Origin of the sequence: Fulvimarina uroteuthidis, from assembly GCF_034321785.1 — a bacterium.
Taxonomy (GTDB): domain Bacteria; phylum Pseudomonadota; class Alphaproteobacteria; order Rhizobiales; family Rhizobiaceae; genus Fulvimarina; species Fulvimarina uroteuthidis.
This window is the reverse complement of the sequence record NZ_JAXLPB010000004.1, coordinates 52,734-65,581: the sequence shown is the minus strand read 5'-3', so window position 1 is coordinate 65,581 and position 12,848 is coordinate 52,734. Positions and strand designations below refer to the sequence as shown.

At 65.7% G+C, this 12,848-nt stretch carries 10 protein-coding genes; all 10 read right to left on the bottom strand.

All coding sequences use genetic code 11. From position 1 onward, the window contains the following. Window positions 1-79 precede the first annotated feature (79 nt). The 10 genes from U0C82_RS12515 to U0C82_RS12470 all read right to left on the bottom strand — a co-directional run bounded on the left by U0C82_RS12515 (window position 80) and on the right by U0C82_RS12470 (window position 12,755). The gene (locus U0C82_RS12515) at window positions 80-2,266 is read right to left on the bottom strand and encodes an OmpA family protein (protein ID WP_322187500.1); all 2,187 of its coding nucleotides are present in this window, start codon (window positions 2,264-2,266) and stop codon (window positions 80-82) included. A 109-nt stretch (window positions 2,267-2,375) separates the two neighbouring features. Then, a complete protein-coding gene (locus U0C82_RS12510) occupies window positions 2,376-3,524 on the bottom strand; it encodes an FAD-dependent monooxygenase (protein WP_322187830.1) in 1,149 nt (382 codons plus the stop codon). Window positions 3,525-3,567: 43 nt separating this feature from the next. Next, window positions 3,568-3,804, bottom strand: a complete 237-nt coding sequence (locus tag U0C82_RS12505) for a zinc-finger domain-containing protein (RefSeq protein ID WP_322187499.1) — start codon at window positions 3,802-3,804, stop codon at window positions 3,568-3,570. 237 nt (window positions 3,805-4,041) lie between these two features. Beyond that, window positions 4,042-4,722: a hypothetical protein gene (locus tag U0C82_RS12500; protein ID WP_322187498.1), complete on the bottom strand. Its 681-nt coding sequence runs from the start codon at window positions 4,720-4,722 to the stop codon at window positions 4,042-4,044. 157 nt (window positions 4,723-4,879) lie between these two features. Beyond that, window positions 4,880-5,023 (bottom strand): hypothetical protein, encoded by a 144-nt coding sequence (locus U0C82_RS12495; protein WP_007065759.1) that lies wholly within the window; start codon window positions 5,021-5,023, stop codon window positions 4,880-4,882. Window positions 5,024-5,527: 504 nt separating this feature from the next. Next, entirely contained in the window at window positions 5,528-7,144 is a 1,617-nt protein-coding gene (locus tag U0C82_RS12490) for a TRAP transporter large permease (RefSeq protein ID WP_322187497.1), read from the bottom strand. A gap of 6 nt (window positions 7,145-7,150) precedes the next feature. Further along, window positions 7,151-7,846, bottom strand: a complete 696-nt coding sequence (locus U0C82_RS12485) for a TRAP transporter small permease (protein WP_322187496.1) — start codon at window positions 7,844-7,846, stop codon at window positions 7,151-7,153. 228 nt (window positions 7,847-8,074) lie between these two features. Then, window positions 8,075-9,142 carry a DctP family TRAP transporter solute-binding subunit gene (locus tag U0C82_RS12480; RefSeq protein WP_322187495.1) on the bottom strand — a complete coding sequence of 356 codons (1,068 nt, stop codon included), beginning with the start codon at window positions 9,140-9,142 and terminating at the stop codon, window positions 8,075-8,077. A gap of 395 nt (window positions 9,143-9,537) precedes the next feature. Beyond that, window positions 9,538-10,923, bottom strand: a complete 1,386-nt coding sequence (locus tag U0C82_RS12475) for a sigma-54-dependent transcriptional regulator (RefSeq protein ID WP_322187494.1) — start codon at window positions 10,921-10,923, stop codon at window positions 9,538-9,540. A gap of 20 nt (window positions 10,924-10,943) precedes the next feature. Next, on the bottom strand, window positions 10,944-12,755 hold the full coding sequence (locus tag U0C82_RS12470; protein WP_322187493.1) for a sensor histidine kinase: 1,812 nt from the start codon (window positions 12,753-12,755) through the stop codon (window positions 10,944-10,946). Window positions 12,756-12,848: the final 93 nt, after the last annotated feature.

The following is a 12,848-nucleotide window of genomic DNA, read 5'->3' as shown; positions in this document are numbered from 1 at the left end:
CGCAGGAGACACGAAAAACCCCGGATCAGCGATGATCCGGGGTTTTTCCTTGCTTTACCCTTGCGCCTCGTGCGGCCTTCTACCGTGCCGCCGACGTCGCGACCGGCTTGACCAGCGGTGTGATCCGGCGGACCGTGACGCGGCGGTTCTCCGCGTTCTGGCTTTGGGTCTCCACCTTCAGGAACTGTTCGCCATAGCCCTGCGTGATCAGGTTTTCCGCCGGCACGTCGAAATAGGACGACAGGGCCGCGGCAACCGTCTCGGCCCGGCGGTCGGACAGTTTCAGGTTGGCGACATCCGAGCCGACCGCATCCGTATGGCCTTCGATGAGGAAGGTTTCGGCCGGGTTCTGTTCGACCACCTCGGAGATCGCCTGGGCCAGGGCTTCGAGATTGCCGACCTGTTCCTGCGCGATATCGGCCGAGCCAAAGGCGAAATTGATCGTGTTCAGGTCGATCCGGCGCACCTTGTCCCGGATGCGTTCCGAACGACGGACCTCGTCCACCGAATAGATCCGCTCCACCGTTTCGACCGGCGGTGCGACGATGGTGCGGTAGTAGAGATCCTGATCGGGCTCGGCGACATCGACGATGTAATCCGACCGTGGAATGGTCAGGTCGATCGGCGGCAGCTCGGCGCCCACGTCGTAATAATATTGCGGCGCGGCCGAATCGTCCGAATAGGGATCGTAGAACAGCACGACCTCGCGGCCGTCGGGCATGATCCGCGAACGCTGGATCGTCTCGCCGTAGCGGTTCGAGATGGTGACGACCTGCACGCCGTTTTCGCGCACGATGGTCTCGCGGACGCGGCCTCCGCCGAGACGTTCGTAGTAGGGCTCTTCCACCGCGTTGACGGCGAGACGGCTCGTATCGTCGCTGCGGATGAAATAGGCGGCGGCACCGCCGGCGAGCGCGCCGGCAAGGCCCGCGCCAACGAGCGAGAGGATTTCGCGGCCGTCGTCGTCGTCGCGTTCCACGACCTCGATGCCGGGCGGAATTTCAGGCTGCGGCCCACGCACGATGGTCTGGGTGTTGACCGTCGTATTGTTCGTGTTCGTGGTGTTGTTGGTCGTCGTATTGTTGGTGACCGTGTTGTTCGTCGTGGTCGAATTGTCGGTTACGCTCGAATTGTTGATTTCGGTGGCGTCGATCCGCTGGCCCTCTTCGGCCGTGGCCGAGGGAATCTCGCCGATCGGCTCGGCCAGCGTCTGGACACGGGCATCGCTTGCCGCAACCCCGCCCTCGGGCACCGCCTCGGTCTGGATCTCTTCGGAGACGGGTGTCGGCGCCTCCTCGACGGGAGCCGATACCGCTGCGGCAGGCGCCTCGGCGGGAGCCGCCGCGTCCGCGGGTGCGGCATCGGCCGGAGCTGCTTCGCCGGGTGCGACCGGAGCTTCGACGGGCGGCGTCTCACCGAGCGGTGCGTCGGCCGCCGGGGCCGTCTCGGCCGGCGCCAGTTCCTCGACCGGAGCCTCGGTCACGGGAGCCGATTCCGCCGGCGCTGCTTCGTCCTCGGCTGTCGGCGCGGTGTCGTCCAACGGCGCGTCGGCCTCGGGCGCAGCCTCCTCGGCAGGCATATCGGCCTGCGGCGCTTCCTCGGCAGCTGCCGGCTCTTCGGCCGGCGCTTCGGCTGCAGGGGCCTCGACGATCGGTTCTTCGGCGACCGGCTCTTCCGCCGCGGGCGCCTCGATCGGCGCCGCGTCCTCTACCGGCATAGGCTCCTCGACGGGTGCGGCCTCCGGCGCCAGCTCCTCGACCGGCGGTGCTTCGACTTCGGGCTCGGGCTCGGGCTCGGGCTCGGGAGCGGGCGCTTCTTCGGCCGGTGCTTCGGGCTCAGGCGCAGCGGCTTCCGCCGGCGAGGCCTCGGGTGCCGGCGCTTCCTCTACGGGCGCGGGCTCGGGTGCGGGTTCCGGCTCCGGTGCGGGCGCCTCGGGCTCCGGCGCGGGGGCGGGCGCTTCCTCGACCGGCGGTGCGGGCTCTGGCGCAGGCGCCGGCTCTTCGGCGACCGGCTCTGGGGCGGGCTCGGGAGCCGGCTCGGGCGCGGGTGGGGCCTCCTCGACGACCGGCGGCGCTGTCTCGACCGGCGCCTCCTCGATCACTTCCGGCGGAGCGGCCTGCTCGAGCGGCGGGACCTCGCCCTCGGCCTGAGCCAGGCGGATGACCGACTGGTCGGCGGCATAGGCCGAGATGGGCCCGGCAAGTGCGGTCGAAGCGGCAAGCGTTGCGACGCTCGCGAAACGGCCGGCCTTTCTGATATCGAACATGGGTCAGACACTCTCACATTGTTGGGCGACGCCGCTCGCAAGAGGGCGCTGTGTGAGAACAGATAGGGCTGCGAAAATGAACGTGGGCTGAAATGGCCACAAATCACAATTATTTGGGCGGAACCCAGTCGTAGAGCCAGGACAGGGAGCGGGAAAGCCTTTCGTCCGGCGTCGTCGCCATCACGAGGTTCCGGACGAGCGCGACGGGCTGCGGAAGGTGATAGACGAACCGATGGAACCGCGCGCGCGCCTCGACGCGTCGGACCCTCGACCGCCGCGCCTGCTCGAACGCCTGCCCGACCCGGCCCGGATCATCGCCGTGGCGATCTGTTTCGCGGGCGAGGACGAAACCGTCCTCGATGGCCATGGCGGCGCCCTGGGCGGCGAAGGGAAGCATGGCGTGGGCCGCGTCGCCGACGAGGACGATCCGGCCGTCCGCCAGCACCCATGGACGCTCCGGCGGCGTCGTCAGGATCGGCCATGCCGTGATCTCGCCTGCCGCGCTAACGAGCGCGCGCAGCTCCGGCGCGAACGCCGAGAACCGGCCGCGCAGCGCCTCGGCGTCTTCCGCGCCCCACGAAATCGTTTTCTCGACGAGAACGAGATTGATCTCCTCGCCGGCTCGAATGGGATAGGCGACGGCATGCATGCCGGGTCCGAGCCATGCCCGGATGCCCGGCGCCGTCGACGCAAGCTCGCGCGTCGGCCGACCGACGACCCGCGCGCGCCAGGCAAGCGCGCCGGAATGGACCGGCGGAGAAAGTCCGCGGATGGATGCCACGCGGCTGTTCACCCCATCGGCGGCGATCAGCAGGGTGAAGCCGGCCGAGGCGACACGTTCGTCAGGCCCCTCGAAATGGGCCGTCATGATGTCGGCCCCGTCGTCGATCCCTGCCAGGGCGCAGCCAAGGCGAAGCGTGACGAGCGGGTCGGCCTCGACGGCTTCCAGGAGGACTGCCTGGAGATCGGCGCGGTGGAGCGAGAGATAGGGCGTGCCGTCGGCCGCCGCGACGGGCACGCGAGCAAGGGTTCTGCCGGTCCTGCCATCGCACAGGGTCACCGAGCGCGCCGTCACCGCTCGCTCGCTAAGATGTGGCAGGAGACCAAGCCGGTCGAGGACACGCAGGGCGTTCGGCGAAAGCTGCAGGCCCGCCCCGGCTTCCTTCAGGACGGGCGACCGTTCCACGAGCGTCGACGCGATGCCGCGGCGGGCGAGACAGAGCGCCGTCGTCAGCCCGGCAATGCCGGCCCCGACGATCAGGATGGGCGGCGCGGATTGCGCGTTTACCGGCGTCAGGGTGTCAGCCTTCGTAGAGGCAGCCGGCAGGCTTCGTCTCGGCAGGCTTCAGATCGCCGGAATATCGGTAGAGGGTCGAGCAGTAGCCGCAGATCTTCTCGCCCTCGTCGCCCATGTCCAGAAACACGTGCGGATGGTCGTGCGGCGGGTTTGCGCCGCAGCACATGAATTCGGTGACGCCGATCTCGATCACGTCGTGACCTGCATCGTTCTGGAAATGGGGGATCTGATGTCCGGCCATGGAAAGCGCCTCGCTTTGACGGTCGTTTCGTTCGTGGCGGACCATAGGCAGGGCCGCCTTCGAATGCCAGTCGTTCGATCGGGCCCTTGCTGGAAATATCGCCTCGCCGATCGCCCTTCGCGGCGGACCGGATCGCCGGATGCGGCATTCCGGGGGGACATGTCCTTTACGAAAAAAGCGGATCCGAGGGACCCGCTTGTCTTGCCGTTCGTGCAGGCGCCGATCGGCGCCCTGGGGTCAGCCGACGATGTCGACGCCGGGAAGGGTCTCAACGCGCGGGTTCGCCTTCTTGAAGGCTGCGACCCAGTTGCGCGGGAAGAGCATGTGATTGGCGCCCTTCATGCCCATGAACTCGGCGACGTCGTTGTTGAAGGAGGAGCAGTTGTAGGCCACCGCGCTCCACAGCTTCAGGCCGGACTGCTTCTCCCGGACATAGGCGCGGATGCGCTGGAATTCGGCCGGCGTGACCGCCATCGTCATCTCGTTCTGGAGGTAGGCGATCTCGGTGTCGCCGTCGGTCATGCCGGTTCCGGCCGGCACGGGAACGAAGTGGCCCATGGAATACAGGCCCGGGCCGCCTTCCGGCCAGAAGCCGGCGATCTCGGTCATGGAGGAGACGAGCGTGCCGCTGCGGTCGTAAGGGACGTTACCGCGCGAATCGAGCTCGCCGAGTGCGATGAAGGAGTGCCCGTAGCTCTCCGCGTTGCGTGCGCGGAACGAGACGAAATAGGGCTTGTCGAGAATGCCGACGGCGCTCTGGCCGGACCAGGGCGTGAAGCTGACCTGCCCGGTGGGGCCGTAGCTGGTGGTCGGCGAGCCGAGCGTCAGATTGTTGGAAGAGGACGATGTCGATGAGCAACCGGCGAGGGCTGCGACGACAAGCGCAATCGCGCCGAGTTTTGCGAATGTCTTGGCCATTTCGGCATATCCTAGATGCGATGCGAATGCTTCCTCGATCTGAAGAGGCACGTCACGAACTGTGTGAGCAAACGGGGAACATCAGGGGTTTAGGAGCCGATTAAGGCCGAAATTGGGGGGATGGCGTTCACCAACCCCCCCAATTTCGTCAAGGGGATTAGCCCTTGGTGACGTAGGTCTCTTCATAGACAGGAGCCGGAGCAGCAACTGGCTCTTTGCCCTTGCCCTTGCCCTTGCCCATGCAGCCGGCGAAAGAAGCGACTGCGAGGGCCGCGACCGAAGCGATGATGATCTTTTTCATATTCTTACCTATCAGTGCCTGACGGATGATGCCGCAGTTAAGGTCCGGTCGCGTCGACCGATACCTGTCTGCAAACTGTTGCGATTTGGCGATAGGAGCAAGTGCGAAACCGCAACACTCACCCGCCATCGCCTTTACCTAAACTCCGGCTCGTTAAATTGCGGTTACCGAAACCAGGCTCCCCCCTCTCGAAGGGTTGCTGTCCCTTTATTCTCAAGCCTTTGCGACTGCAAGCCTCCAATCGCCAGAAGTGGTGCGCAGCCGCATCACGTGTTTTGAAACACGGAAATTCTTCGCGAGATCGGGCGATTTCGCGTGTGTTTCTAACCCGGATGGAGAGCCGTCCCGGCAGGTCATGTCACAGTGTCGCCACGAATGGACCCCGTGGCCGATTCACTACTTGCGCGCTCAATAAAAACGGCCCGGTCTGTTTCCCGACCGGGCCGTCTGCGAAAGACCACCGGCGACCTGTTCGTCCGGTGCGGGGGATGGGTGATCGCCGGCTCAGCGCGCCGTGATCTCGGGCCCCATCAACGCGTAGGGCAGCCATGTCGAGAGGATCGGCATGTAGGTCACGAGGATCAGGAAGAGGAAGAGGACGCCCACGAAGGGCAAGGCCGCCTTCACCACCGCGACGAGGCTCATGCCGGTGATGCCCGAGGTCACGAACAGGTTGAGACCGATCGGCGGGGTAATCATGCCGATCTCCATATTCACCACCATGATGATGCCGAGATGGATCGGATCGACGCCCAGTTCCATCGCGATCGGGAAGACGACCGGCGCGACGATCAGGAGAAGGCCGGAGGGCTCCATGAACTGCCCGCCGATGAGCAGCAGGATGTTGACGGCGATCAGGAAGGTGAACCAGTTGAAGCCGTAGTCGAGCATGACCGTCGTGATCGCGTCGGGGATGCGCTCGGACGTGAGGACGTGGGCGAACAGCAGGGCGTTGACGATGATGAACATCAGCATCACTGTCGTCTTCGAGGCGTCCACCATCACCTTGCGGGTTTCGTCATGGGCGAACGCACCCAGCGAATGGCGGGCCATCAGCTTCAGGTTGCGGCCCCAGATGGGCAGGCCGGACGCGATGGTTCCGCCCACGGCGCCGATCCCGCCGCCGCCGCGCCACATGGCGTAGGAGACGAGGATCAACCCGGCGAGGATCCAGCCGATCAGCGCCCGGTTCTCGACGAAGCCGGCGCTCAGGGAGGCTTCGGCGAAGAACGAGAACATGAACCAGACGAACAGGAACGACAGGGCGTAGGCGATGGCCTTGAAGCCGACGATGGCGCGCGTGAGATCGCTCGCGAGCGTCCAGGGATGCTCCTTCATCGGTCCCATGTCGCGATAGACGAACAGGGCGACGAAGCAGGAATAGACTGCGGCGACCGCGGCCGCCTCGGTCGGCGTGAATGCGCCGCCATAGATGCCGCCGAGGATGATGACGATCAGAAGCAGGCCGAACGCGGCCTGCTTGCCGCCGTCGAGGACCTTGCCGAAGCCTTTCCACTCTTCCGAGGGCAGGTTTTTCCAGCGTGCGACGATGTAGATCGCGATCATCAGCATCAGGCCGGCGACGGCCCCCGGTATGACGCCGGCGAGGAACATGCGACCGACGGAAACGTTGGTGGCGGCCGCATAGACGACCATGACGATCGAGGGCGGGATCAGGATGCCGAGCGTGCCGGCATTGGCGATGATGCCGGCAGCGAACTCCTTGGAGTAGCCGACCTGGCGCATGCCGGCGATGGCGATGGTGCCGATCGCGACGACGGTTGCCGGCGAGGAGCCGGACAGGGCGGCGAACATCATGCAGGCGAGCACCGACGCCATTGCGAGACCGCCCCGGAAATGGCCGATCGACGCGATCGCGAAGGCGATGATCCGTTTCGCCACGCCGCCCGTCGACATGAAGGCGGAAGCGAGAATGAAGAACGGAATCGCGAGCAGGGTGTAGTTCTGCGAGGCCGTGAAGAGCTGCAGCGCGACCGAACTCACCGAATCGGTGGAGAGCAGTGCGATGACGAGCAGCGAGGCGAGGCCGAGTGAAATCGCGACCGGCACGCCGAGAAAGAGCAGCCCGATGACCAGGCTGAAGAGGATTGCGGTTTCCATTTCAGCTTAGTCCTTAACGACGTTGGCATTTTCGGCGACGAGATTTTCCGCCTCGTGGCCGGCCACGATGAGCTCACGCTGTCCCTTCGCGATCTGGACGACGGCCTGAAGCGAGCGGAAGGCGAGAAGGGCAAGACCCACGGGAAGCATGATGTAGGCGACCCAGCGCTGGACGCGCTCCTGCAGCCCGAAGGTGCTCTGCATGATCTCCGGATAGCGCAGATCGTCGAGGCCCGTGCCCCGGTCGTACATGAAGGTCCAGTAGCCGATCGCGCCGCTCTGGCGCCAGTTTCCACCCATGTCCGCACCGAAGATGATCAGGACGCCGCCATGCAGCAGGATCACCGCATAGGCGAAGGTGCAGAGCGCGCCGAAGAGCGCGGCGGCTTTGAAGAGGGGCCTGGGGAACAGCCGGATCAGCGCGTCGACGCCGAGGTGGATACCGGTTTTGACGCCGTAGGCCATGCCGAAGAGAATGAGCCAGGCAAACAGCACGCGCGTCGCCTCGAGCGATCCGGACCAGCCGGAATTGAAGCCGTAGCGTGCGATCACCTGTGCGAACGAGATCAGCGTGATCGACGCCAGCAGGATGGCGATGACGTTCTCTTCCAGTCGGGAAACGCCTTCCGGCCAGCGCCTTTCGGCGAGGAACATGAACAGGACGAGCAGTATCAAGCCGGCGATGGGCCAGAGAAGTTCCACGGCATCACTCCCGAAGAAGACCGTTGATCAATGAGAAGAAGGCCGTCCGGCCTGAGGCGAGAACGGATTTCCGACGAATTAGCCGGCGGCACGCAAGGGGCCGCCGGCAGCCCCGCAAGGCGTTCAGGCCGTCCGATCGGGTCGATCGGACGGCTTCGTCCCGACCCGTTCGCACGAAGAGGGGCCGGACCTTCGGCATGCCGTCGAGGACATGCCGAAGGCGTTCCGTCAGTTGGCGGCTTCGGGTGCTGCCGCTGCCGCATCGCCCGCGGCAGCCGCCTCGGTGCCCGTGCCGTTCATCGCCACGGCCGCGTCGATCACGTCGGTGCCGATATCGCCCTCGAACTGGCTCCAGACCGGTTTCATGGTCGAGACCCACGCTTCGCGCTGCTCGTCGGTAAGCTGGCGGATGGTCGCGCCGGCATCGGCCATCGCCTTGCGGCATTCGGCTTCCTGGGTGGCGACATTGTCGTTGGCCTCGGCCAGCGTCTCGTTGACGATCGTCAGGAACTGCTCGCGGACATCCTCATCGAGGCCGTCCAGGAAATCCTGGCTGGAGATGACGGCATAGGCGAGAAGCTGGTGGTTGGTTTCGGTGATGCCGTCCTGCACTTCGAAGAACTTCTGGGTGTAGGTGTTGCACCAGGTGTTCTCCTGGCCGTCGACGACGCCCTGCTGCAGCGCGCCGTAGACTTCCTTGAAGGCGAGCTTCTGGGCGGAGGCTTCGAGCGCCTCGATCATCGCGACCGCGACGTCGGACGTCTGCACGCGGAACTTCAGGCCCGCCGCGTCCTCGGGCAATTCCAGCGGCTTGTTGGCGGAGAACTGCTTCAGGCCGGACGTGATGTAGCCAAGGCCGGTATAGCCTTCCGCGTCGAGCGCCGAGAGAAGCTCCTTCGCATTGTCGGACGCCAGATAGTTGTTGGCGTCTTCCAGCGTCGGGAACAGGAACGGCAGATCGTAGAGGCGGAGCTTCTTGGTGTAGGCCTCGAACTTGGAAAGCGAAGGCGCGGCGAGCTGGACATCGCCCAGGAGCAGCGATTCCATCACCTTGTCGTCGTCGTAGAGAGTGGAGTTCGCGAACACCTGCATGCAGGCCTTGCCGTCCATCTCCTCGTTGATCCGCTTGGCGAGAAGCTCGGCGGCTTCGCCTTTCGGGTGACCGGTCGCGGCCACCACATGGCTGAACTTGATCACGGTCTCGCCTTCGCCGCAGGGATCGTCCTGAGCGCTGGCATGCGTCGCGGCGAGCGCGACGGCAAGAAGCGAAATGGTGCCGAGAAGCAGGTTTTTCATGCGTGTTTCCTCCACGACAGGGCGCTCGGCCCGGTCAAAACTGATGTTTGCCATGCACGCCGGATGGCGCGACAGATCGAAGACCACGGATATCGGGGATGGCCGAAGCCGGGCGGGCCGGCCGCCGTCCGCCGTGCGCACCAGCGCTCGGCAGCCTCGCAATGCCTCCCCTCATCGCGATGAGGCATCCCTTGCAAATGGCGTGCCAGACGCAGATCGCTTTTGGATTTGAACGCAAGACACTGAAATCAATGGACAAAAAGATGCGCGGCTGAGGCGTCGTCCGGCCGGGGCCGGATATGTGTCGTCGGGTACCCATCCTGGCCACGGGCATGTGTCGCCTGATACCCGCCGAAGGCAGGCCGAGGACGCCAAAGCCTCGCGCACGTCCGGCGTCAGTCCTCGAAGCGCTCTTCCAGATTGTCGCCGGCCTCGATGCCGAGACGCTTGATCTTGTCGTAAAGCCCTTTGCGGGAGATCTGCAGCGCCTCGTAGGTCGGTTTCAGCGCGCCCCTGCAGCGGGCCAGCTCGGCTTCGATGAGGAACTTCTCATAAGCCGCCATCCGGTCGGCCAGCGACCCGGTCCCGGCGGGCGGCGCGGCCGTGGCGCCCTGGCTTGCGGTCTCGTCGAAACCCGACCACATGCCCAGCACGAACCGGTCGGCATAGTTGCGCAGCTCGCGCACATTGCCGGGCCAGCGGCGGCTGACGAGCTGGAACTCGAGGGACCTGTCGAGGGCGGGGATCTCGCGCCGGAACCGTGCCCGCGCCTCGCGTGCCAGATGGAAGAACAGAAGCGGGATATCCTCCTGCCGCTCGCGCAGGGGCGGGATCGACAGGGTGATGACGTTGAGGCGATAATAGAGATCGGAGCGGAACCGGCCGCTTTCCCCGGCCTTGCCGAGATCGGTCTTCGTGGCCGCCACGAAGCGCACGTCGAGGGGAATGGGCTTGTTGGAGCCCAGCCGCTCGATCACCCGCGTCTCGATCGCCCGCAAGAGCTTGGCCTGCAGGTCGAGGGGCATGGATTCGATCTCGTCGAGAAAGATCGTGCCGCCATCGGCATGTTCGAGCTTGCCAATGCGCTGCTTCTGCGCGCCGGTGAAGGCGCCCGCCTCGTGGCCGAACAGCTCGGATTCGATGATGTCGGCGGGCAGGGCGGCACAGTTGATCGCGACGAAATTGCGGGCGGCGCGGCCACCGAAATCGTGCAGCGCCCTGGCGACGACTTCCTTGCCGGCGCCGGTCTCGCCGAGAATCAGAACGTCGACGTCCGTATCGGCGAGCGCGAGGATCTGCTGGCGCAGCCGTTCGATCGCGGGCGTGCGGCCGACCAGCCGGGCGGCGAGTTCGCTTCCGCCTTCTTCGAGCGTCGAGCGCAGAAGGCGGTTCTCCAGGACCAGCCGGCGCTTCTCGATGGCCCGTTCGACGACGGTATGAAGGCGAGAGACCGCAAACGGCTTCTCGATGAAATCGTAGGCGCCCATCCGCATGGCGTCGACGGCCATCTGCACGTCGCCATGCCCGGTGATGAGGATGACGGGCGTGGTCGGGTCGATCGCGAGCGCCCGTTTCAGGAGTTCCAGCCCGTCGAGCCCCTGCATGCGGATATCGCTGACGACGACGGCGTAGGCGTCGTGGCGAAGCTGCGAGAGCAGCGCCGTGCCGTCCGGATAGGTGCGGACGGCCAATCCTTCCAGTTCGAGCCCTTGCGCGAGGGCGTCGCGCAGATCCTCGTCGTCGTCGACCAGATGGACGATCGCGGGGCCGGGTTCGGTCATGGGTCTGTTATCGACGATCTTCATGCTGCGGCAATGGTCCGGGTATCGATGTTTTGCAACCGGATCGCGAACACGGTCCCCGAAGATCCGCTTTCGACGAGGCGGATCGAACCGCCGAAATCGGCGAGGATGTTGGAAACGATGGACAGGCCGATGCCGATGCCTTCGCCGCTCGGCTTCGTCGTCACGAACGGATCGAACACGCTGTCCTTGAGATCCTTGGGAATGCCCGGCCCGTCGTCGCGGATCTCGATCTCGACGCCGCCCGTGGCGGGAGCTTTCGCAAGCACCGCCTCGATCGTGCCGAACGTGCGGTGGGCCATGGCATCGGCGGCATTGTTGAACAGGTTCACGAACACCTGGCTGAGCCTGATCTTGCCGCCCAGAACCGCAAGGTCCCGAAGGGCGGGATCGATCGTCAGGGTGACGCCGGCCTTGCGAAGGCGCGGTCGCACGAGGATCATCGCTTCGTCGAGAACCGGCCCGAGGCAGGTCGGGCTCGCCGTCGTGCCGGGCTTTCGCGAAAAGGCGAGCAGCGTCTTCGATATCTCGGCCATGCGGTCCGTCATGGCGGCGATCCGCGTCAGATTGTGCGGAACCCTGTCGACCCGTTCCGTGGCGATCAGGCGGGCGGCATTGTCCGCATAGGTGCGGATCGATGCGATCGGCTGGTTGAACTCGTGGCCGAGCGCCGCCGCCATCTGGCCAAGGCCGGCGAGCTTCGCCGTCTGGACCAGCTCGTTCTGCGTCGTGCGCAGCTTCCTTTCGGCTTGCCGGCGTTCCTCGATCTCGCCGGTCAACTGCGCGTTCGCCAGGCTCAGCGCGCGGGTACGCTCGCGTACGACGCGCTCCAGACCGAGCGCGATCGCCCGGTCGCGTCTCTCCTTCAGGATCACCTGCTCGTGCCGTCGCAGGGCAAGGGCGGCGATCGCCCCGAGCAGCAGGACGACGAAGGCGGCGGTGATTTCGGCAAAGGTGCGGGCCGCGGCGATCGGGCTCCTGTCGACGAGGACGTGAATGCGCCAGTCCAGAAGCGGCATGTCGCGGGCGAGGTCGAGATAGGTCGTCTCCGGGCGATCCACGCGCTTCAGATGGCCGGCGCTCGTGCGCTCGACGTCGAGAAGCGTCTCAAGGCCCCATTCCGGACGATTGGTCAGGAGAACGCGCTCCTGGCTGTCGGTGACGAAGATCGGATCGGTCGAAAGCGTCCATGTGGCTTCGACGCTCTCGAAACCGACAAGGACCGCGATATAGCCGAGGATCGCCCGCTCGCGCCGGACGATGGAGACGAAGGCATAAGCGTGCTGACCATTGCCGAGAAAGAGGCTCTGGCGGCCGAGCCGGCTCTGCCGCGCGGTTTCCAGAGCGGACTGCAAGGGCCGGCTGACCGACGGAAACAGGTCTCGCGCCGACGCGATGATCTCGCCGCCGGGGGAGAACAGGGCGACGTCGAGCGCACCGGACATCGCCGCGATCCGGCCGACGGCCAACAGCGCGTCGCGCCGGCTGATATCGATCAGCGGGGCGCCGGGCGGCGACAGGATCGACCTGATCTGGTCGGTTCCCGCCAGGAGCGGCGGCAGCAGGCGATGCTTGTCGAGTATGCCGTCGAGAACCGCCGCCTGGACGTTGAGCGTCTCGACGGCGTTCTGCACGACGGTGGAGCGCGCCGCCTGTCCGGCGAACCGTCCGGCGCCCAGGATCGCCAGAAGGGCGAGCACGGCGATCGCGAGCGCCACCAGCCCGCGCACCAGCCAGAACTGCCGTTCGATCGCGTGGCGTCCCTTGCGGCCCGCCCGTCCCGTCGCCTTGATCGCAATCTGTCGCGCCAAACCCCGTCCTCGTTCCCGTCCCGGCCATCGATCTTGCATGATAGCCGGGAAATGGAGCGAAGACGACGTCCGGATGTGGGCGGGGCGGGTGTT

Excerpts from the sequence above, each read along its gene's own strand:
- U0C82_RS12475 (WP_322187494.1), bottom strand. The coding sequence starts at position 10,923 with ATGACCGAACCCGGCCCCGCGATCGTCCATCTGGTCGACGACGACGAG.
- U0C82_RS12495 (WP_007065759.1), bottom strand. The coding sequence starts at position 5,023 with ATGAAAAAGATCATCATCGCTTCGGTCGCGGCCCTCGCAGTCGCTTCT.
- U0C82_RS12490 (WP_322187497.1), bottom strand. The coding sequence starts at position 7,144 with ATGGAAACCGCAATCCTCTTCAGCCTGGTCATCGGGCTGCTCTTTCTC.
- U0C82_RS12505 (WP_322187499.1), bottom strand. The coding sequence starts at position 3,804 with ATGGCCGGACATCAGATCCCCCATTTCCAGAACGATGCAGGTCACGAC.
- U0C82_RS12515 (WP_322187500.1), bottom strand. The coding sequence starts at position 2,266 with ATGTTCGATATCAGAAAGGCCGGCCGTTTCGCGAGCGTCGCAACGCTT.
- U0C82_RS12480 (WP_322187495.1), bottom strand. The coding sequence starts at position 9,142 with ATGAAAAACCTGCTTCTCGGCACCATTTCGCTTCTTGCCGTCGCGCTC.
- U0C82_RS12500 (WP_322187498.1), bottom strand. The coding sequence starts at position 4,722 with ATGGCCAAGACATTCGCAAAACTCGGCGCGATTGCGCTTGTCGTCGCA.